Origin of the sequence: Pseudarthrobacter sp. J1763 (genome assembly GCF_050490295.1) — a bacterium.
GTDB lineage: Bacteria > Actinomycetota > Actinomycetes > Actinomycetales > Micrococcaceae > JBNPEO01.
In genome coordinates this window covers 1-18,515 of the sequence record NZ_JBNPEN010000005.1, presented here as the reverse complement: position 1 = coordinate 18,515, position 18,515 = coordinate 1, and the positions used below count along the sequence as shown (strand labels likewise).

The window sequence follows — 18,515 nt, the reverse complement described above, 5'->3', positions numbered from 1 at the left end:
CTCGAAGCTATGGCTTCAGAATCCTCCGCTCTTACCCACATCCAGGACCTCGGCGCGTATGTCAGCGCCTCGCCGTCGAGCTTTCACGCAGTGCGCGAAGCTGCGCGTCGGTTAGACGCCGCGGGGTTCACGGCACTGGATGAGAGTAAGGATTGGGGAACGACGGCGGCCGGCGGGCACTACATCATCCGGGACGGTGCACTCATCGCCTGGGTGACGCCCGCCAGCGCCGGCCCCACAACACCGTTCAACATCCTTGGCGCGCACACGGATTCGCCGTCCTTCAAGCTCAAGCCGAAGCCCACCACCGGTGTTCACGGTTGGTTGCAGGCCGGCGTTGAGGTGTACGGCGGTCCGCTACTTAACTCGTGGCTGGACCGCGAACTGCGCCTCGCCGGGCGTTTAGTGCTCGACGACGGCACTGACGTTTTGGCGGCAACTGGCCCTGCGCTACGCTTCCCGCAGCTCGCCATCCACCTGGATCGTGGCGTGAATGACGGTATGACCTTGGACAAGCAGCGTCACATGAATCCCGTGTGGGGGCTGGGCGACCCAAGGCAGGAGGACGTGCTGGCATTGCTGGCAGCCAATGCCGAGGGTGCTCCGGTGGACCCGGCACGCATTGCTGGTTATGACGTGGTGGTTGCTGACACTCAGGAGCCGCGGGTGTTTGGCGGCAAGGATGAGTTCTTCGCATCCGGCCGCTTGGATAACCTCTCGGCAACTCATGCGGGTCTGGCCGCGTTGATCGCCCACGCTCAGTCACCTGCGGAGGCGGGTGCACCGATTGCGGTACTGGCCGCTTTTGATCACGAAGAAATCGGATCCGGTTCGCGCTCAGGTGCCTGCGGGCCGATCCTTGAGGACGTTCTGACGCGCCTTTCTGATGGTCTGGGCGCGACGATGAGCCAGCTGCGGCAAGCGATTGCGGCGTCGTTCTGTGTTTCTGCAGACGCCGGACATGCAGTCCACCCCAACTACTCCGAGCGGCACGATCCCGCCAACCATCCCGTACTCAACGGTGGCCCGCTGCTGAAGATCAACGCGAACCAGCGCTATGCCACGGACGCGGTGGGGGCTGCGTTCTGGGCGCGGTTGTGCGGCGAGGCGAGTGTGCCGTACCAAGAGTTCGTCTCCAACAATGATGTTCCGTGTGGTTCTACGATTGGCCCGCTCACTGCCACCCGCTTGGGAATCCGGACCGTGGATGTTGGAGTTGCCTTGCTCTCGATGCATTCGGCCCGCGAGATGTGCGGCGTTGAAGATCCGCATCACCTCGCCAAGGTGGCCGAGCTATTCTTCAGGACCGCTGCGTAGCGTCACCTGGTCCCGAAGCGCCTGGATTCTACAAAGCCCAGGTTCTAGAGCGCCCAGGGACCAAAGCGGCCCCACGCAACCACTGCGCAAAGTACTGCCAGGATCACGTTGAAGATGATGGCCGGGTATTCGCCGCGACGGTAATGGGTCACGGCGGCAAGGATCATCACCACGGCCAGCGCGGCGGCGGCAAGGGGCGTCAGCCACGTGGCGATACCCGTTGCTGCCGGCAGGATCAGGCCCAAGCCGCCCAAGACTTCTGCTGCACCAATCGAGCGCACTGTGGACGCGGAGACGTTATCCACCCAGCCCATTTTGCTGGCCAGTTTTTCCTTTGCCTGGATGGTTTTTAGGGTTCCCGCCATCACAAAAAGCACAGCTAGCAGGCCTTGGAGAATCCAGAGAAATACGTTCATAACGGTGTCCTTCTAAGTGGGCGCAGCACTAGTTAGCTAGGCCGATCACCAGTCGCAATTCTCCCACGTAATACTTGTTGCCTAATATGCACTGCCTGATGTTTACTGGTTACCACGCGGCATGTGACCGACAGCACATAAGTGATTCAAAGGGGGAATTTCCGTGAATGTAACTGAACAAGACGTCATTGCGGCGGCTGAGAATTTGATCGGAGCCTTCGGTGCGGGCAATGCCGAAAGGTATTTCGCCTGCTTTGCCCTGGACGCCACGTTCGTGTTCTATACCGAACCGCAGCGCATCGCTTCGCGTGATGACTATCAGCAGCTCTGGCAGAAGTGGATCGAGAGTGGCTGGCAAGTGCTCGGCTGCGTGAGCTCCAACAGCCGTATTCACCTTGCTGGGGACGCTGGCATCTTTGTCCACGACGTCCAAACCACTATTGAAGTTAACGGTGTTCGGGAGGTTCTCCAGGAGCGCGAAACTATCGTCTTCGCGCGCAATGAGCACGGCGAGCTACTCGCGGTCCATGAGCACCTCTCGCCCGCTCCACACGAGGACCAGAACGTCCCCGTATTTCCTCTAGCTGAAGTGAGACCCTAACATGAGTGCACCTTCCAAACCGTCCAGTGTGGCGGAAGTTGAAAAGCATGGCATTGAGCCCATTCCAGCCGAAGATCGAGATGCAAAACCACTTGACTTGTTTCGTCTGGTTTTCGGCGGTGCCAATACATTCGCTACGGCGGTTCTGGGTTCCTTCCCAATCATGTTTGGTCTCTCATTCAGGGACGCCGCGATTGCTACGATCCTTGGTGTGGTGGTGGGCGGTCTCATCTTGGCGCCTATGGCGGTGTTTGGGCCTACGAATGGAATGAATAACGCAGTATCGTCCTCAGGTCATCTAGGGGTTCACGGGCGTGTGGTGGGGTCGTTTCTCTCATTGTTGACGGCATTCGCATTCTTCTCCATCTCGGTGTGGAGCTCGGGAGATGCGCTAGTGGGTGGCGCAAATCGTCTGCTGGGCCTTCCGCAGAACCCGCTTTCTCTAAGCCTGGCTTATGGAGCGTTCGCCATCTTGATTCTGACCGTCTGCATCTACGGTTTCCGGTTTATGCTTTGGGTCAATAAGATCGCCGTCGTCGCCGCCTCAGCACTGTTTATCCTCGGCGTCTTTGCCTTCGCTGGCATTTTTGATGCGTCATACGCCGGGATTTTTGGTGCCTCTTCGGATGCGGCTACCAACGCGTTGTTCTGGCCATCATTCATTGGTTCGGCACTGATCGTCATGTCCAACCCGATTTCTTTCGGCGCTTTCCTAGGCGACTGGGCGCGTTACATTCCCGCTGAAACGCCAAAGATTCGGGTCATGTTCGCAACCTTTATGGCCCAGGTCGCCACTCTGGTGCCTTTCGGTTTCGGACTGGTGACGGCCACCGTGATTGCCACGCAAGCTCCTCAGTTTTTCGAAAATTCGGACTATGTAGGAGGCTTGCTGGCTGTTTCGCCGTCTTGGTACTTCCTCCCGGTATGCTTGATCGCCCTGATCGGTGGGATGTCCACGGGAACCACTGCCCTGTACGGGACAGGCCTGGATTTCTCGAGCGTATTCCCTAGGTTCAACCGCGTGCAGGCAACTTTGCTGATCGGCACTGTTGCGATTGCTTTCATCTTCGTGGGTCGATTCGCGTTCAACATAGTCCAGAGCATCTCAACTTTCGCGGTCCTCATTGTCACGTGCACTGCGCCGTGGATGATCATCATGACAGTGGGGTACGTGACCCGGCGCGGTTGGTACGATCCGGATTCTCTTCAGGTCTTCAACCGTCGGCAACACGGGGGCAGGTACTGGTTCAACAAGGGGTGGAACTGGCGAGCTATGGGCGTGTGGATCTTTGCCGCCACAATGGGCCTACTGTTCGTCAACATACCCGGACAATTTGTTGGAGCACTGGGCAACCTCGCGGCAGGTGTAGACCTGAGTATTCCCATTTCAATCGGTATAGCGGCAGTTCTGTATCCACTAGCGTTGTGCTTGTTCCCTGAGCCAGCGGATGCCTACGGTCCGGAGGGCCCGCGGTTCATCCGTGCGTCCCAACCCAAGAATGCTCCGATTGTTTCTGACCGGTCTGATTCCGTGGATGCATCCCTAGTTAGCTAGGCCAATGACCAAGTTGAGCGTTGCGGCCAGAATGACGGTGCCAAAGAGGAATGACAGGAGGCTGTGCTTGAGTGCTTCGAGCCGAATTCGGGAGTTTTCAAGGTTGGTGTCCGAGACCTGATATGTCATGCCTAGGCTCGTGGCTAGGTAGGCGAAGTCGGTGTAACGGGGCGGCTCGTCTTGATTGAAACTCACCCCGCCGTCCTTGGCGCCGCCGTAGTAATGCGAGGCGTAGCGGAGCGTAAACAGCGTATGAATGAGCGCCCACGACATTGACACCGACGTAAGTGCCAGTGCCGCGGCACCCAGCTTGCCGCCGTCGTTCTGGGTATGTGAATTAATCACGACGACGGCTACCGCGCCCAGCGAGGCGACGTTCGCGCCTAGGACCAAAAGGTCCGTCACGCCGCGCGAAGGGTCCTCCGCTGTGGCGTGCGCCTTGGTTTGTTGTGGGTCCATCCGTGCGATCACAAGCCATACCCAGGCGGTGTATATGGCAGCGGCAGTGGCCCATCCTGCCGCCGGCGCGTCAAGCCAGTGACCAGTGAAACCAAGTGTCAGCGCAACGGCCAATCCGCCCAAAATCATCACAAGAAAGCGCAGCCTTGAGTGACGGAGCGGGGCTGCCTGATTATCTCGGGCGCCATCGGGTGTGGTGGCCATGCTGCCAGCTTAGCCACGAACGAATTTCGAAGAGTTATCCACATACGGGCTTCTGGCCCTTTTCCCAGCTGCCGGCTGCAAATAGGCTAAAGCCAAGCACATGCACTAAGATATTGAAGTCTGTGCTGCGCCCCGCCTTCGTTTCTGAAGAGGTGCCAGCACGGAGCATCGCAAATGAACCTCCTGTTACGGAAAGACCGTAACCGCTTAGCCCAAAGGAGGTGGGTTCACATATGCGTCCTTACGAACTGATGGTAATCATCGACCCCGAGGTCGACGAGCGTACCGTTGAGCCGTCGCTTCAGAAGTTCCTTAATGTCATCACCACCGATGGTGGAACCATCGAAAAGGTTGATATCTGGGGCCGTCGTCGCTTGGCTTACGAAATCAAGAAGAAGTCCGAAGGTATCTACGCTGTGGTGAACTTCACCGCTGCGCCGGCTACCGCTCAGGAACTTGACCGCCAGCTTGGTCTCAACGAGACCATCTTGCGCACCAAGATCATCCGTCCCGAAGACCAGAAGGTTGTTGCTGAGTAATTCAGTCACCTTTTGATCTTTACACCGTAAGAACTCTCAAGGAGGCAGTAGATGGCAGGCGAAACAACTATCACGGTTGTTGGTAATCTCACCAACGATCCCGAGCTGCGGTTCACACCGTCCGGCTCTGCAGTAGCCAACTTCACCATCGCTTCTACGCCGCGTACCTTCGATCGTCAATCCAATGAATGGAAGGACGGGGAAACCCTGTTCCTCCGCGCGTCGGTTTGGCGTGAAGCCGCAGAGAACGTTGCCGAATCCCTCACAAAGGGAATGCGGGTCATCGTTCAAGGCCGTTTGAAGAGCCGTTCTTACGAAACTAAAGAAGGCGAAAAGCGCACCGTTATCGAGCTTGAGGTCGACGAGATCGGCCCCAGCTTGCGTTACGCCAATGCCAAGGTCAACCGCACTCAGCGCTCCGGCGGTCAGGGTGGACAGGGTGGCTTCGGCGGCGGTAACTCACCAGCAGCAGCTGGCGGAAACGGTGGCACCTGGGGAGGTAACCAGGGTGGAAACTCTGGCGGCAACTCCGGTGGCAGTTGGGGTGGACAGCAGTCCGCTCCGCAGGATGACCCTTGGGCAACGCCCGGTGTCTCCAACGCCGGTGGCTGGGGCAATGGCCCCGACTCCGAACCTCCGTTCTAAAGCCTTCTTAGAGCAAAAATCATCAGCATTGCGTTGAAAAGCGCGGTGCTACCACCATCCCGTGGATCAATATCCACGGGCTCCACAGAAAAGGAGCTCCACGATGGCTAAGGCTGAACTCCGTAAGCCCAAACCAAAGTCCAACCCCTTGAAGGCCGCTGACATCACTGTCATCGACTACAAGGACGTCGCATTGCTGCGCAAGTTCATCTCTGATCGCGGAAAGATCCGCGCCCGTCGCGTCACCGGTGTGACCGTGCAGGAACAGCGCAAAATCGCCCAGGCAATCAAGAACGCCCGCGAAGTTGCTCTGCTGCCTTACTCCGGCGCTGGCCGCGGTTAAGGAAGGGATTAACTAAAATGGCAAAGATCATTCTGACCCACGAAGTCACCGGTCTCGGTGCTGCTGGCGACGTTGTTGAGGTAAAGGACGGTTACGCACGTAACTTCCTGTTGCCCCGCGGCTTCGCACTGACTTGGACCAAGGGTGGCGAGAAGCAGGTTGAGTCAATCAAGGCTGCTCGCGCTGCTCGTGCGCACGCTTCTGTTGAAGCTGCACAGGCCCAGGCTTCCGCACTGTCTTCCAAGACCGTGAAGCTCGAAGTTAAGGCTGGCGAGTCCGGCCGTCTCTTCGGTACCGTCAAGCCCGCCGATGTTGCTGCCGCCGTTGAGGCTGCAGGTCTCGGTGCAATCGACAAGCGCAACGTAGAACTGCCCAACCACATCAAGTCGGTTGGCTCCTACACTGCAAACGTGCGTCTGCACGAAGGTGTTTCCGCTGTTATCGACCTTGAGGTTGTTGCCAGCAAGTAGCACTTTGCTCAAAAGCCCCCGTCCCCGGCTTTCCGGAGACGGGGGCTTTTTTGTGCCCTCTGACGCCCTCTTCCTTCCGCCGACGTGGCACTTCGCGTGGGTGTTTTGGAGAAACATGCACGCGAAGTGCCAACTCGATCCGCGAATTAGGGCTGGTGGAGCGCCGTGGTGACATATTCGTAGCCGATCCCGATCATCTTTTTGAGGACTTCTTCGTCGATGTCGGCCAGCTTGTTGATGTACAGGCACCCCGCACCTACTTTGTGTTTGCCCAGAGCGGGCAGGAGGGCTTGGCCTTCGGGGGAGTTGATCAACCCGTAGAGCGATAAGCTCGCTTTACGTGGTGAAAACCCGACGGCGGCAGCGTCGCCTTGGTGCCCCGAATCGTATCTGTAGTGATACCTACCGAAGCCCACAATGCTTGGCCCCCACATCACGGGCTTCTGGCCGGTGATGGTGCTCATCAACTCCAGGAGCCGTTCGCCGTCGGCCCTGCGGGTTGGGTGTACTACCCGAGCTAGGAATTCGTCCACGCTCACGGCGGTCGGAGTCGTCTTGTTCTCAGCCATAACCGAATTCTGGCACGAAATGCCCAGCTTCCTGCACCCCGAGTGGGCACTTCGTGTGGGTGTTTTGGAGAAACATGCGCGCGAAGTGCCAACTCGGCGGGAGAGAGGAACAAGCGTGGAATAAACCGAGGAGACCCCCAGTTAGAACATATAGATGCAAATGCATATACTTGCATCGAGAGTTCTAGCAAGGAGTACACATGGAAACCCGCCGCATCGTAGTTCTATCAGCGGGACTTGGCGTGCCGTCGTCGAGCCGTCTACTGGCCGACCAACTCACCGCGGCAACTGAGCGGAAGCTACGTTCTGCGGGATTCCAAGTAACCACCACCGTCCTTGAACTGCGCGACTATGCCGTGGAGATCGCCAACAACTTTGTGACTGGCTATGCGGCACCACGCCTGGCCGAGGCCATCGCAGCTGTTGAGCAAGCCCATGCGATCATTGCCGTGAGTCCAGTCTTCAGCGCAAGCTACAGCGGACTCTTCAAATCCTTCATCGACGTTTTGGACCCCAAGTCCCTTGCGGGCAAGGCCGTTTTGCTCGGTGCAACCGCTGGCACCGACCGTCATCAGATGGTCCTCGACTTCGCTATGCGCCCCCTCTTTACCTACTTGCGTACACGCATCGCGGCCACTGCTGTCTTCGCTGGACCGCAGGATTGGGGTGGCGAGAGTGCAGACGCCACAGCCTCGCCGTTGAACAGCCGCATTGACCGCGCAGGTGCAGAGCTTGCTGAGCTTCTCAGCGGACCTCAGCCGGGGGCGTCCAAACCGACTTTGGAGCCCTTGCCATTCGAGCAGCTTTTGGCAGGAATTACCGGACGCTAACGGCTAGTCGCCGTCCACAAGGAACGAAATAAACTCCCGCGCCTCGTCCAGCGAAATCTCTGAATGCCGCTGGAGCATGGTGGCGGCGCCTTCACAATCGCCGGCAAGGGCGAGCTCCTTGATGTTGGTATAGATCTCATCATTGAGCATGTTGCTGCTCACCTCGCGAGTCTCATCACCTTTACTGGCGATGGCGCGGTACCGGTAAGCGAAGCGTTCTGGCCCACCTCCGGAAGGTACGACGTCGGCACTTGCTGGCGGCGTGCGGTACGGCTGCGGATGGGTTGAAAGTGCCGTAATGGCGTCCCGGGACTCCCGCAGGCTAACTTTCGTGCTGGTGTAGTAAAACTTGATGGCGTCCATCATCTGGCCCTGGGCAATCAGCGAATATACGGTGCGGTGCTGTTCCTCGCTGAGGCGTGCCCCCGCATCGTGAGCGATCTCAGCAAGGCTGCGAGCGGTAGCACCGTTCTGAGTCTCGCTCTTTTTGCCGCCAGTGGTACGCATTGAGCGCATCAAAAACACGCCACCCAAAACAACCACCACAGCAATGAGTGCGGGGATCCAAATGTTTTCCATACTTACTGGCGATTCCTCTGTGCCGAGTTGAGGTCTGATTGCTGATTTTGGCTAGGAGCCGTAGTAGCTGCGATTCGTGCGCGTAGCTCCATAGCTTGCCGAATCTGGGCTGCATAGTGTGCTTGCGATCTTGCCGCAAGATCACGTTGATAGCGCTCCGCTTCGGAGATCCCGTTATCGCGGGGTTTGAGCGCTGTGGACACTCCCCAGATGACAACTAAAAGTATCACCACAGGAAGGCCGCTGAGCAAGAGTTGCTGCATTCGTTCAGCCTATGTCAGAACGGGGTTGTCCACAGCAAATTCCCCAAACGGAATATAAATTCTTGATCTCACATGGTTAAACGTTGCGTGACGTGACATGCATCACTTTGGGAGTATATTTTCGGCCGTGTTAACGCACTGTGATGAGATCGTTTCGCACAACTCCACCCTCAAGCTGTGGATGAAGCTTTTCAGAAAAAACTTTTACTCCACATGCTGGAGTCAGTGTTTCCCCTGCTCAGGGGGCAGTTTGAACTGAGAAGAATTTTCTATCCACAGTTCTATCAACAAGCTGTGCACAAGTTGCGGGCGTTTGCCCACAGGTTATCCACAGCTTTGCTGTTTGGCGCACTTTGTGCTTCCGGATGAGGGCGCTAACGTTGCGGGAGACCCCACGAAGATGCTGTGCAGCAGCGAGTTAGGTGCTGGATGGATCCACTTTCCCGGCTTTCGCCTGCCCTGTGGAAAAACTGTGCATAAATTGGATTTCGAAGAGTCCCAACGGCGACCCTGAACGGTTTCCACCGCGAAAGCCGCTACACATGCTGCAGCACTTCTGTCATCCGGGTGTGTTTGTCTCAGGCGTGCTGTAGTACTGAAGTTTCATGAAGTATCCAATTAAGGACGGCCCACGTGTCTATCTCTCAACATGATTCCGTAGACGCGGGACGCAGCAGCGGAAACCGGACCCCTCCCCAGGATGTTGCGGCCGAGCAGTCTGTTCTTGGTGGCATGATGCTCTCTAAAGACGCTATTGCAGACGTTGTAGAGCTGGTTCGTGGTGTGGACTTCTACCGGCCAGCGCACGAGACCATTTACGAAGCCATTATTGATCTGTACGGCCGTGGCGAACCCGCAGATGCCGTGACCGTATCTGACGAGTTGACCAAGCGTGGCGAGATCAACCGCATTGGCGGGCCAGCCTACCTTCACGAACTTATCCAAACGGTTCCTACGGCGGCCAACGCTGGCTACTACGCAGAGATTGTGGCTGAACGTGCCGTGCTGCGCCGTTTGGTGAATGCGGGGACCAAAATTGTTCAACTTGGCTATGGGCAAGACGGCGAAGTTGAAGACTTGGTCAATCAGGCCCAAGCTGAGGTCTACGCCGTTGCAGAACGCCGCACCGCAGAGGATTACGTAGCGCTCAAGGACGTTATGGAAGCCACTGTGGATGAAATTGAAGCCTCTGGGCACCGTGGTGAAGGAATCACCGGTGTACCCACTGGATTCTACGAACTTGATGACCTCACTCACGGCCTTCACCCCGGCCAGATGATCGTTATTGCGGCCCGCCCAGCCGTTGGTAAGTCCACGTTTGCCTTGGACTTTGCGCGCTCGGCTGCCGTGAAAAACAACCTCGCCACAGTGTTCTTCTCCCTTGAAATGGGCCGGAATGAGATTGCCATGCGACTCCTCTCGGCAGAAGCCACGATTCCGCTGCAAGAACTCCGCAAGGGAACTGTCAAGGACGAGCAGTGGTCCAAGATCGCCACCACTATGGGCCGGATGAATGACGCTCCTCTCTTTATTGACGACAGCCCCAATATGTCCCTCATGGAGATCCGTGCCAAGTGCCGCAGGCTCAAGCAGCAGCATGATCTCAAGCTAGTGATCCTTGACTACCTCCAGCTCATGAGCTCCGGTAAAAAGGTGGAATCGCGTCAGCAAGAGGTCTCAGAGTTCTCCCGTGCGCTCAAGCTTCTGGCCAAAGAACTTCAAGTTCCCGTTATTGCCCTGTCTCAGCTGAACCGTGGTTCCGAGCAGCGCCAAGACAAACGCCCCATGGTTTCTGACCTTCGTGAATCGGGTTCCATTGAGCAGGACGCAGACATGGTGATTCTGCTCCACCGTGAGGACGTTTACGACAAAGAGTCTGCGCGGGCTGGCGAGGCGGACATCCTGATTGCTAAGCACCGTAACGGCCCTACCAAGGACATTGTGGTCGCTTTCCAGGGCCATTACTCGCGGTTCGCCAACATGGCTGCGGATACCGGTGGCGGCTTCTAGCGCTATCTGACCCCTAAGTTTTTAAGGCTAGGCAAGCGGGGGGCGCTGTTCCGTGCGGCAATGCTGGCTTGCTCTACTTGGGCGGCCATTTGGGAGTGGCCGCACGTTTGAAGCCCTGCTATGACACCGTGGACGTCAGCCTCGGGCCGGTTTTGGCTGAGCTTTGTTTTGGCGTCAATTCTGGTGATGATGAGCTCAACTCCCACGATGGCCTTGAGTTGGCCGAGGATGTATTTATCCGGTGCGTCGTCCACTGTCCAGGGATGCTCCCGCTCGGATTCATTGAGGTTGGTCAGAGCACGGACGTGCGCACCGAGCCAGGCCGGGTCATCGTGGATGGTGAGTGTGCCGTACACGTGGGCTGTTGTGTAGTTCCAGGTGGGCACAACGCGTCCATGCTCGGCCTTGGCGGCGTACCAGGAGGGCGAGATGTATGCGTCGGGTCCCTGGATGATGGCCATCGATTCACCGATTGCAGGTTCTGACCATTGGATGTTGTTTCGGGCCAAATGAGTATGCAGTGCTCCCAGTTCACCTACGGTGGGGTCGTAAACAAACGGCAGCAGCGTGGCGAGCATGCCTTGCCCCGTCATGGTAACCAGGTTGGCAGCGGATGGTCCGGTGAGGAGCTCCTGTATTGCGGAAGGGCTGGCGGCGAAGTGTTCCGGGGTGTACACGATGGGTGTTCCTTTCGTGGTGATTCGTGCGGTCAGCTGCTTGGCAGCGGGCGGGCTGGGTTGAGTCTGACGCGTACGGCGAACCCTGCACAAAGGACGACGGCGAGTCCACCCAGGGTGGTGGCCCAGCCTAGGGTTTCGCCGAGCAGGAGCCGGGCCCAGAGAATGCTGCTACTCCGAGGAGCCCCCGCCACAGGCCGGTCGGTGCGCTCATTGGTATCGGTGGGCGACTGATGACAGTAGCGCTATCATTGGTACTCATGAACAACGATAGCAGTTCTCGCATTGTGGCAAGGCTGAAGGAGCGGATCAACACGTCTCCGCCGGGTGCGCGGCTGCCGTCGACCAGGGCGCTGGTTGCCGAGTTTGCGGCGAGCCCTGTCACGGTTCAGAAGGCCCTGCAAGCCCTCAAGATGCAAGGATTGGTGGAGGGCCGGCCAGGTGTGGGGACTTTTGTGCGGGCGGCGCGCACCGCCCGGCCCTCGGACTATGGGTGGCAGAGTGCAGCCCTAGGCTCGCCCCAGACGCTGGTGCCGTCGGCTTCCGCCACGATGCGCACCGTCCCCAACGACGCCATTTCCTTTCACTCCGGCTATCCGGACCGGGAACTGTTGGCCGAACGCCTGGTCCAAGCCGCTCTGGCCCGTGCCGCTCGGGGCGAAACAGCGCTGTCCCGCCCGCCCGTCGCAGGCCTGCCGGACCTTCAATCGTGGTTCGCCCGCGAACTCGGTGAAACCACGCCTGCCGGAATCAACCCGCCCACACCTAGTGACGTGATCGTGCTACCCGGTAGCCAGAGCGGGCTGAGTTCCATCTTCGGCGCCCTGGTAGGGAACGGACAGCCTTTGCTGATTGAATCACCCACCTATTGGGGCGCCATCCTAGCCGCACGGAACGCCGGCGTCCGGCTTGTCCCCGTGCCCAGCGGACCCGAGGGCCCCGACCCTTCGGAGTTGGCGAGGGCCTTTGAAGAAACCGGTGCGCGCATGTTTTACGCACAACCCCATTACGCCAATCCGACCGGGGCCCAATGGTCAGGGGAACGCGGCGAGGAAGTGTTGGAAGTGGTTCGCGATCATGGTGCGTTCCTGGTGGAGGACGACTGGGCCCACGACTTCGGCATCGACACCACACCCGTCCCCATTGCGGCGCGCGACGACTCCGGCCACGTCATTTACATCCGCTCCCTTACCAAAAGCGTCTCACCGGCCATTCGCGTCGCCGCAGTCATTGCCCGCGGCCCGGCGCGTGAACGCATCCTTGCTGACAGGGGCGCGGAAACCATGTACGTCAGCGGCCTCCTCCAGGCCGCAGCACTCGACGTGGTCACACAGCCAGGCTGGCAGACCCACCTGCGCAGCCTCCGTCACCAACTTCAATCACGCCGAGACCTGCTGGTCGCCAGCATTCGGGAACACGCGCCACAGGTCCACATCGAGAACATCCCGAAGGGTGGACTTCACCTCTGGCTGCGCCTGCCCGATGGCACAAATCTCGACAAGCTGATGCGCGACTGTGAGAACGATGGCGTCATCCTCGCCGGCGGCAACGAATGGTTCCCCGCCGAACCAGCCGGACCCTTTATCCGGCTCAACTACTCGGGACCAAACCCGGGCGCGTACCATCAAGGCGCCCGGATCCTCGGCCGGGCTCTAAAACATAGCTATCAATAACCGGCTAGTTCATAGAAATGACTCAAGTCCCAAAGGTTAATGCCACGAAAACGAGCCCCATGAAAACTAAGTCATGACCTCTAAGTCATCGAACGCCGGTGAGATTCTGCGCTTAGCGGTCCCTGCGTTTGTAGCCTTGATTGCCGAGCCACTGTTTTTGCTTGCGGACTCGGCCATTGTGGGCCACCTTGGAGTAGATCAACTGGCTGGGTTGGGTTTGGCCACTACCGTGCTCCACACGATTGTGGGTCTTATGGTGTTTTTGGCCTACTCCACCACCCCTGCCGTGGCCCGCGCACTCGGCGCCGGTGACGCTGCTAAGGCTCTGTCCTCTGGACGCGACGGCGTGTGGTTGGCGTTTGGGCTGGGTGTGGTCCTGGCCGTAGCAGGGTTTTTTGTGGCGCCCCAGATGGTGGGTCTTTTGGGTGCCGCTGAGGGCTCCGCCGTACACGGTTTTGCCGTGGACTACCTACGCTGGTCCATGCCCGGGCTGGTGGCCATGTTGCTCGTTTTTGCCGGAACCGGGGTGTTGCGTGGTCTCCAGGACACCCGTACTCCGTTGGTGGTGGCCACGGCCGGGTTTACTTTGAACATTGTGCTCAACTGGTTTTTTGTATACGGCTTAGGCCTCTCTGTGGCGGGCTCGGCGGCGGGTACAAGTATTGCGCAGTGGGCTATGGCGGCCGTGTATTTGGGAATCGTATTTAGCCGAACCCGCTCCCATAACGTAAGTGTTTTCCCTAGCTTTCGCGGTGTCCTGAGTATGGGCAAGGTGGGTTCTTGGTTGATGTTGCGTACCGCGAGTATGCGCTTGGCCATGCTGGTGACGGTGATGGTGGCAGCCGCTCAGGGCTCAGTGAATCTAGCTGCTCATCAACTTGCCGCCACGGTTTTTAGCTTCTTTGCCTTTGCGCTCGATGCCCTGGCAATTGCGGCGCAGGCCCTCATTGGCAAAGAACTTGGCGCTGGGAACGCCGGCAGGGCCAAGGCGCTTACTGGGACTATGGTTCGCTGGGGGCTGGGCTTTGGCGTGATTACCGGCGCCCTTTTGGCAATTGCCTCACCGTGGGCTGGCTGGGTGTTTAGCAATGATGCCTCAGTTCATACTGCACTGACCCCCGCCCTTTTGGTGATGGCTATTGGCCAGCCGATTGCCGGGTTGGTTTTTGTTTTGGATGGGGTGCTCATCGGTGCCGGCGACGCAAAGTATCTGGCGATTGCTGGGGTAGTGAACGTGCTTATTTATGCGCCGTTGCTGATTGCTGTTGCCTTCCTGATGCCCGCTGCACCGTCTGGCCCGGCGTGGTTGGGGTGGTTGTGGGCTGCTTTCGCATTGGGTTACATGTGTGCGCGGGCTCTGACTTTGGGTCTGCGAGCCAGTGGCGGCAAGTGGATGGTGACTGGCGGCTAGATGAACCGCCAGTTAAACAAGAGCCAGCCCAACATTGGCCGACTGCCTACCTGGACGGAGTCCTCAGCCGGGCACACTAAACTGTTCGGGTGACTTCCGCTTCAGCATCCTCCACCGTTCCCGCGCACCGTCCGGTGTGGCAACCCCTGTTGGTGCGCGCAGTGATTGCGCTTGCCTTCGGTGCCGTGACTGTTTTCTGGGCCTCGCCCTCGGTGCAAGTGTTGGCTGTTTCCTCGGGCTTGTATCTGCTGGCGAACGCGGCAGTTTTTGTGTGGCAGCGCAAGGTTGATCCAACCCCCAAAACGCGGCTGCCGTTGCTGATTGCCGCCGTGGTCAGTGCACTGGCTGGTGTTGTGGCGTTTGTGTCAATGTCTGACGCCGGAACCACAGCGGCGCTGTCCGTGGCCTTAGGGGTGACTGGCGTCGTCGAACTTTTGTTCTGGTTCTGGCTCCGGGGTGCTTCGCCTCTGGCGCGTGACTGGATTGTCTCCGGCTTTGTGGGTGTGGGAACCGCGGCGGCTCTGCCGTTCTTCACCTATTTGGGCGCGCATGCGCTGCTGGGGGTGACCGGTGGAGCTGCCATTATCTCCGGCGTGTTGTGGATTTTGTCTGGGCTTAGCGCGCGGCATGATGTTCGGATCGGCGCGACTGGGCCAAAGGCCGTAAACTAGGGATACCGCTTCTACTTTCTGTAGAAGGAGTGTGCGCTCGGGACTGCCGCGCGTCAAAAGATCACCGGCCGCCCTTGGTGGCGTGCCGAGGGGAGGAAAACCGTGGCACAGCAGCAACCGGGAGAGCCGCGCAAGACCCGAGGCTCCATCAAAGGACCGCTGATGTTCTCCGCATTTTTTGGTCTGCTGGCCTTCTTCGCCGTATTGATCTTCGCTTCCGGCGGTAGCAGCAAAACCCCTCGCTTTGACCTCGCGTTCACGGGCGGCGGCATCGCTTTTATTGTGACCTTGGTGGTGGCGGCGATGCTGGCGCTGAGCTACAAGGAAAACGCCGAGCACCTAGGTAAGGGCTCAGGCGTGAATCTGAGCAGCAAGAACTCCGGCCCGCACAGCTAAATTCGTCTCTAAAAGGTACGCTCTGTGACGGGTGACATCATTCCTCCCACTGACCCGGATAAACTGGGCCACAAGAACGGCCACAACTGGGCCGCCTAACACTTGCGCGAGGTATGTAGCCGAATGTCCACAGTGAAGAAGTCCTCCGGCACCACCGGGAACCAAAGCAAGCGGATTAAGGTTGCCGCGATTGTTGTTGCGGCGGTGGTGGTTGTGGTCCTCCTAGCAATGTGGATTCGCTCCACCACCTTTGGCCAAGACTTCATCCAACAATTCCCCGGACATTCGGAACTACCTGCTGGAACTCCGGACGGCTTGCCCGCATGGTTGGGCTGGCAACACTTCCTCAACGCCTTTTTGCTAGTTCTGATCATCCGTTCCGGCATTCAAGTTCGGACCACCACTCGTCCGGCCGCGTATTGGACCCGCAACAATAAAGGCCTGATTAGGACCAAAAACGCACCAACCAAAATTAGCTTGGAACTATGGTTCCACTTGAGCTTGGATGTGCTGTGGGTACTCAACGGCCTGGTGTTTGCTGTGCTGATTTTTGCCACCGGGCACTGGGTGCGGATTGTCCCCACCAGCTGGGACGTTATCCCCAACGCCGTTTCGGCAGGTTTGCAATACGCCTCGCTGAATTGGCCCACTGAAAACGGTTGGTCCAACTACAACGCACTGCAGCTTTTGGCCTACTTTGCAACGGTGTTTATCGCAGCGCCCCTGTCATTCTTGACCGGTCTCCGAACCTCAGCTGCATGGCCTAAAAAAGCTGCGATCAACAAGTACTTCCCCATTGAAGCTGCCCGTGCTGTTCACTTCCCGGTCATGATCTACTTTGTTGCTTTTATTGCGGTGCATGTGTTCTTGGTCCTGGCTACGGGTGTGCTGCGCAACCTCAACCACATGTACGGCAACCGTGATGAAGTGAGCTGGTTTGGCTTCTGGATCTTTGTGATCTCACTTGTGGTCATGGCCGGTGGCTGGTTGTTGGCCCGCCCACTGTTCCTGCGCCCCGTTGCATCATTGATGGGCAAGGTCGGGCGCTAACGCCAAGGCTGGTAAAACTAGGGCCGCTAAAACTAAGGCCCGACGTCGTGCTGGCGCTAGTTCCGCTGTCGGGCCCGGTATGCCGCGACGTGAGCACGGTTCGCGCAGTTTCCGGTATCGCAATACCTTTTTGAACGGTTGCGGCTCAGGTCCAAAACAAACGCATCACAATCCTCTGCCGCGCACAGGAGCATCCTGTCCATTTCTTTGCTGCGGATAACGTCAATAAGCGCCATTGCTGCTTCGGTTGCCATTCGTTCGGCGAGCGGTGCATGTGCCGGGGTGGCATGGACGTGCCAGTCCCAGCTGTCATGTTTCACCAGCTGGGGAAGGGCCTTTGCGTTGCGCAGCAGCTCATTGACGGTGATCACCGCTTGGTCCTCGGTGGCGGTCCACACCGTTGTGAGGGTGGCGCGCAATTCCCGGACGCTTGCCACTTCTGCGGAATTGCGGACTCGCGAGCCGGTGAAACTCTCGGCGGTCAGGAAGTCGTCGAGCTGGGCCATGGTTGCCAGGTGTTCATCGCCGTTTGCTGCGGTGTTGATGAGATTTACTACAGAACGCAAGGCCGTCTCTGTGTCAGGTGCAAAGACCATCTTGACTCCTTACTGAAGCGACGCGTAACGTCAGGGGCATAACAACACTTTACTCCTGACAGGACGAGCCGATGGACCGCACGAATATTGCCGCAAGAGGTCTGGGTATCGCGCTGTTTTCCTCCGCCGTCTTCGGAATCTCTGGTTCCTTCGCCAAAGCGTTGTTGGAAACCGGCTGGACTCCCGGGGCTGCTGTTACTGCCAGGCTCACCGGAGCGGCTTTGGTTTTGTTGATTCCAGCGCTGATTGCCTTGCGTGGACGTTGGCACCAACTGGTCAAAAATTGGCTCACCATTGGCCTCTTCGGGCTGATTGCCGTGGCCGCCTGTCAGCTGTTCTATTTCAATGCGGTATCCCGGTTGTCCGTTGGTGTTGCCTTGCTCCTTGAGTACCTCGCTCCGGTGTTTATTGTGGTGTGGCTGTGGTTGGTGAGCCGACGCAGGCCTCGCTTGCTCACTATCGGCGGCGCCGTCCTGTCCTTGGCAGGGCTTGCCTTGGTTTTGGACTTGAATGGCGCAATCAAGGTGGACTTTGTGGGAGTTCTCTGGGGCTTAGCCGCTGCGGTGTGTTTGGCCGTTTACTTCTTTATTACCGCCAAGCAGAATGATTCGCTTCCGCCGCTAGTGCTCGCATCGGGCGGGCTTTTAGTGGGCGCCATGGTTATGTGGATGGCTGGACTCACCGGATTGTTGCCGATGAAATTCAGTACAGCGGATACCCAGCTTGGTTCTTGGACTGCGCCTTGGTGGGTTTCCTTGGGTGGCCTGGTGATTCTGGCAACCGTACTCGCATACGTTTCAGGGATTTACGCCGCGCGGGCGCTTGGCTCCAAAGTGGCGTCCTTCATTTCACTCACCGAGGTTCTCTTCGCCGTATTGTGGGCGTGGCTTCTTTTGGGTGAATTGCCCGGGATAGTGCAGCTTATGGGTGGTGCGCTGATCGTTGGAGGTGTGTTGCTGGTCAGACTGGATGAAATCCGAGCCGGGAACTCGACGGCCGGTGGCGAACTGGATACTCCGGAACCTGCCCTTGAACATCCGAACGATGTGGAACCAGTCCCTCACTAGATCTCGGCTCAACTCACGGAACTTAAGAACGGTCCTTAAATGCGGTAGGGCCCGGATCGTCGTGTTGACGGTCCGGGCCCTACGCCCACTGTGGAACTTAGTGGGAAGCTTGCTCCTGCTCGGAAGCGTTCTTGGTTGCCTTCTGGCCAGCTTCACGCAGAGCCTCGGCTACCT

The 18,515-nt window shown here is 58.3% G+C and carries 23 protein-coding genes; 16 read left to right on the top strand and 7 right to left on the bottom strand.

Annotation, left to right across the window (positions count from 1 at the left end; translation table 11 throughout):
• Positions 1-9 precede the first annotated feature (9 nt).
• Positions 10-1,317: a M18 family aminopeptidase gene (locus ACQQCD_RS06335; RefSeq protein WP_430267572.1), complete on the top strand. Its 1,308-nt coding sequence runs from the start codon at positions 10-12 to the stop codon at positions 1,315-1,317.
• Positions 1,318-1,361: 44 nt separating this feature from the next.
• Here the strand turns inward: ACQQCD_RS06335 and ACQQCD_RS06330 are convergent, their stop codons facing one another.
• On the bottom strand, positions 1,362-1,733 hold the full coding sequence (locus ACQQCD_RS06330; RefSeq protein ID WP_430267571.1) for a DoxX family protein: 372 nt from the start codon (positions 1,731-1,733) through the stop codon (positions 1,362-1,364).
• A 163-nt stretch (positions 1,734-1,896) separates the two neighbouring features.
• On the opposite strand from ACQQCD_RS06330, the gene ACQQCD_RS06325 reads away from it, so the two are divergent.
• A complete protein-coding gene (locus ACQQCD_RS06325) occupies positions 1,897-2,334 on the top strand; it encodes a YybH family protein (protein WP_430267570.1) in 438 nt (145 codons plus the stop codon).
• A 1-nt stretch (position 2,335) separates the two neighbouring features.
• Positions 2,336-3,889 (top strand): purine-cytosine permease family protein, encoded by a 1,554-nt coding sequence (locus tag ACQQCD_RS06320; RefSeq protein WP_430267569.1) that lies wholly within the window; start codon positions 2,336-2,338, stop codon positions 3,887-3,889.
• On the opposite strand, the gene ACQQCD_RS06315 is transcribed toward ACQQCD_RS06320, so the two are convergent.
• Complete coding sequence (locus tag ACQQCD_RS06315; protein WP_430267568.1) at positions 3,878-4,552, bottom strand: DUF1345 domain-containing protein; 675 nt, start codon at positions 4,550-4,552, stop codon at positions 3,878-3,880. The genes ACQQCD_RS06320 and ACQQCD_RS06315 overlap by 12 nt on opposite strands.
• Before the next feature lie 233 nt (positions 4,553-4,785).
• Here ACQQCD_RS06315 and rpsF point away from each other — a divergent pair, with 233 nt between their 5' ends.
• From rpsF to rplI, 4 genes are all read left to right on the top strand, one after another.
• The gene (rpsF, locus tag ACQQCD_RS06310) at positions 4,786-5,091 is read left to right on the top strand and encodes a 30S ribosomal protein S6 (protein WP_430267567.1); all 306 of its coding nucleotides are present in this window, start codon (positions 4,786-4,788) and stop codon (positions 5,089-5,091) included.
• A 51-nt stretch (positions 5,092-5,142) separates the two neighbouring features.
• Positions 5,143-5,736 (top strand): single-stranded DNA-binding protein, encoded by a 594-nt coding sequence (locus ACQQCD_RS06305; RefSeq protein WP_430267566.1) that lies wholly within the window; start codon positions 5,143-5,145, stop codon positions 5,734-5,736.
• Positions 5,737-5,839: 103 nt separating this feature from the next.
• Positions 5,840-6,079 (top strand): 30S ribosomal protein S18, encoded by a 240-nt coding sequence (rpsR, locus tag ACQQCD_RS06300; RefSeq protein WP_003800144.1) that lies wholly within the window; start codon positions 5,840-5,842, stop codon positions 6,077-6,079.
• 17 nt (positions 6,080-6,096) lie between these two features.
• Positions 6,097-6,549 carry a 50S ribosomal protein L9 gene (gene rplI, locus ACQQCD_RS06295; RefSeq protein ID WP_430267565.1) on the top strand — a complete coding sequence of 151 codons (453 nt, stop codon included), beginning with the start codon at positions 6,097-6,099 and terminating at the stop codon, positions 6,547-6,549.
• A 146-nt stretch (positions 6,550-6,695) separates the two neighbouring features.
• Here rplI and ACQQCD_RS06290 read toward each other — a convergent pair whose 3' ends face one another.
• The gene (locus tag ACQQCD_RS06290; RefSeq protein WP_430267564.1) at positions 6,696-7,118 is read right to left on the bottom strand and encodes a DUF1801 domain-containing protein; all 423 of its coding nucleotides are present in this window, start codon (positions 7,116-7,118) and stop codon (positions 6,696-6,698) included.
• A 200-nt stretch (positions 7,119-7,318) separates the two neighbouring features.
• On the opposite strand from ACQQCD_RS06290, the gene ACQQCD_RS06285 reads away from it, so the two are divergent.
• Positions 7,319-7,948 (top strand): FMN reductase, encoded by a 630-nt coding sequence (locus ACQQCD_RS06285; protein WP_430267563.1) that lies wholly within the window; start codon positions 7,319-7,321, stop codon positions 7,946-7,948.
• Positions 7,949-7,951: 3 nt separating this feature from the next.
• Here the strand turns inward: ACQQCD_RS06285 and ACQQCD_RS06280 are convergent, their stop codons facing one another.
• The gene (locus tag ACQQCD_RS06280) at positions 7,952-8,527 is read right to left on the bottom strand and encodes a hypothetical protein (protein WP_430267562.1); all 576 of its coding nucleotides are present in this window, start codon (positions 8,525-8,527) and stop codon (positions 7,952-7,954) included.
• 2 nt (positions 8,528-8,529) lie between these two features.
• Positions 8,530-8,790 carry a hypothetical protein gene (locus ACQQCD_RS06275; RefSeq protein ID WP_430267561.1) on the bottom strand — a complete coding sequence of 87 codons (261 nt, stop codon included), beginning with the start codon at positions 8,788-8,790 and terminating at the stop codon, positions 8,530-8,532.
• Positions 8,791-8,967: 177 nt separating this feature from the next.
• Between ACQQCD_RS06275 and ACQQCD_RS06270 the strand changes: the two genes are divergently transcribed.
• Complete coding sequence (locus ACQQCD_RS06270; RefSeq protein WP_430267560.1) at positions 8,968-9,159, top strand: hypothetical protein; 192 nt, start codon at positions 8,968-8,970, stop codon at positions 9,157-9,159.
• 264 nt (positions 9,160-9,423) lie between these two features.
• On the top strand, positions 9,424-10,800 hold the full coding sequence (gene dnaB / locus ACQQCD_RS06265; protein WP_430267559.1) for a replicative DNA helicase: 1,377 nt from the start codon (positions 9,424-9,426) through the stop codon (positions 10,798-10,800).
• A 2-nt stretch (positions 10,801-10,802) separates the two neighbouring features.
• Here dnaB and ACQQCD_RS06260 read toward each other — a convergent pair whose 3' ends face one another.
• Positions 10,803-11,477, bottom strand: a complete 675-nt coding sequence (locus ACQQCD_RS06260) for an FMN-binding negative transcriptional regulator (RefSeq protein WP_430267558.1) — start codon at positions 11,475-11,477, stop codon at positions 10,803-10,805.
• Positions 11,478-11,737: 260 nt separating this feature from the next.
• Here ACQQCD_RS06260 and ACQQCD_RS06255 point away from each other — a divergent pair, with 260 nt between their 5' ends.
• From ACQQCD_RS06255 to ACQQCD_RS06235, 5 genes are all read left to right on the top strand, one after another.
• Complete coding sequence (locus ACQQCD_RS06255) at positions 11,738-13,150, top strand: PLP-dependent aminotransferase family protein (protein ID WP_430267557.1); 1,413 nt, start codon at positions 11,738-11,740, stop codon at positions 13,148-13,150.
• A gap of 73 nt (positions 13,151-13,223) precedes the next feature.
• Positions 13,224-14,561, top strand: coding sequence for an MATE family efflux transporter (locus ACQQCD_RS06250; protein ID WP_430267556.1), 1,338 nt, complete (start codon positions 13,224-13,226; stop codon positions 14,559-14,561).
• 89 nt (positions 14,562-14,650) lie between these two features.
• A complete protein-coding gene (locus tag ACQQCD_RS06245) occupies positions 14,651-15,232 on the top strand; it encodes a hypothetical protein (RefSeq protein ID WP_430267555.1) in 582 nt (193 codons plus the stop codon).
• Positions 15,233-15,334: 102 nt separating this feature from the next.
• A complete protein-coding gene (locus tag ACQQCD_RS06240) occupies positions 15,335-15,628 on the top strand; it encodes a hypothetical protein (RefSeq protein WP_430267554.1) in 294 nt (97 codons plus the stop codon).
• 123 nt (positions 15,629-15,751) lie between these two features.
• A complete protein-coding gene (locus ACQQCD_RS06235; protein ID WP_430267553.1) occupies positions 15,752-16,678 on the top strand; it encodes a cytochrome b/b6 domain-containing protein in 927 nt (308 codons plus the stop codon).
• A 56-nt stretch (positions 16,679-16,734) separates the two neighbouring features.
• Here the strand turns inward: ACQQCD_RS06235 and ACQQCD_RS06230 are convergent, their stop codons facing one another.
• Positions 16,735-17,274 carry a CGNR zinc finger domain-containing protein gene (locus tag ACQQCD_RS06230; RefSeq protein ID WP_430267552.1) on the bottom strand — a complete coding sequence of 180 codons (540 nt, stop codon included), beginning with the start codon at positions 17,272-17,274 and terminating at the stop codon, positions 16,735-16,737.
• Between the two features lie 71 nt (positions 17,275-17,345).
• Between ACQQCD_RS06230 and ACQQCD_RS06225 the strand changes: the two genes are divergently transcribed.
• Positions 17,346-18,341 carry an EamA family transporter gene (locus ACQQCD_RS06225; RefSeq protein WP_430267551.1) on the top strand — a complete coding sequence of 332 codons (996 nt, stop codon included), beginning with the start codon at positions 17,346-17,348 and terminating at the stop codon, positions 18,339-18,341.
• Positions 18,342-18,515: the final 174 nt, after the last annotated feature.

Excerpts from the sequence above, each read along its gene's own strand:
- ACQQCD_RS06285 (WP_430267563.1), top strand. The coding sequence starts at position 7,319 with ATGGAAACCCGCCGCATCGTAGTTCTATCAGCGGGACTTGGCGTGCCG.
- ACQQCD_RS06335 (WP_430267572.1), top strand. The coding sequence starts at position 10 with ATGGCTTCAGAATCCTCCGCTCTTACCCACATCCAGGACCTCGGCGCG.
- ACQQCD_RS06235 (WP_430267553.1), top strand. The coding sequence starts at position 15,752 with ATGTCCACAGTGAAGAAGTCCTCCGGCACCACCGGGAACCAAAGCAAG.
- rpsF (WP_430267567.1), top strand. The coding sequence starts at position 4,786 with ATGCGTCCTTACGAACTGATGGTAATCATCGACCCCGAGGTCGACGAG.
- rplI (WP_430267565.1), top strand. The coding sequence starts at position 6,097 with ATGGCAAAGATCATTCTGACCCACGAAGTCACCGGTCTCGGTGCTGCT.
- ACQQCD_RS06290 (WP_430267564.1), bottom strand. The coding sequence starts at position 7,118 with ATGGCTGAGAACAAGACGACTCCGACCGCCGTGAGCGTGGACGAATTC.
- ACQQCD_RS06280 (WP_430267562.1), bottom strand. The coding sequence starts at position 8,527 with ATGGAAAACATTTGGATCCCCGCACTCATTGCTGTGGTGGTTGTTTTG.
- ACQQCD_RS06225 (WP_430267551.1), top strand. The coding sequence starts at position 17,346 with ATGGACCGCACGAATATTGCCGCAAGAGGTCTGGGTATCGCGCTGTTT.
- ACQQCD_RS06320 (WP_430267569.1), top strand. The coding sequence starts at position 2,336 with ATGAGTGCACCTTCCAAACCGTCCAGTGTGGCGGAAGTTGAAAAGCAT.
- ACQQCD_RS06330 (WP_430267571.1), bottom strand. The coding sequence starts at position 1,733 with ATGAACGTATTTCTCTGGATTCTCCAAGGCCTGCTAGCTGTGCTTTTT.
- ACQQCD_RS06275 (WP_430267561.1), bottom strand. The coding sequence starts at position 8,790 with ATGCAGCAACTCTTGCTCAGCGGCCTTCCTGTGGTGATACTTTTAGTT.
- ACQQCD_RS06315 (WP_430267568.1), bottom strand. The coding sequence starts at position 4,552 with ATGGCCACCACACCCGATGGCGCCCGAGATAATCAGGCAGCCCCGCTC.
- ACQQCD_RS06305 (WP_430267566.1), top strand. The coding sequence starts at position 5,143 with ATGGCAGGCGAAACAACTATCACGGTTGTTGGTAATCTCACCAACGAT.
- ACQQCD_RS06255 (WP_430267557.1), top strand. The coding sequence starts at position 11,738 with ATGAACAACGATAGCAGTTCTCGCATTGTGGCAAGGCTGAAGGAGCGG.
- ACQQCD_RS06230 (WP_430267552.1), bottom strand. The coding sequence starts at position 17,274 with ATGGTCTTTGCACCTGACACAGAGACGGCCTTGCGTTCTGTAGTAAAT.
- ACQQCD_RS06250 (WP_430267556.1), top strand. The coding sequence starts at position 13,224 with ATGACCTCTAAGTCATCGAACGCCGGTGAGATTCTGCGCTTAGCGGTC.
- rpsR (WP_003800144.1), top strand. The coding sequence starts at position 5,840 with ATGGCTAAGGCTGAACTCCGTAAGCCCAAACCAAAGTCCAACCCCTTG.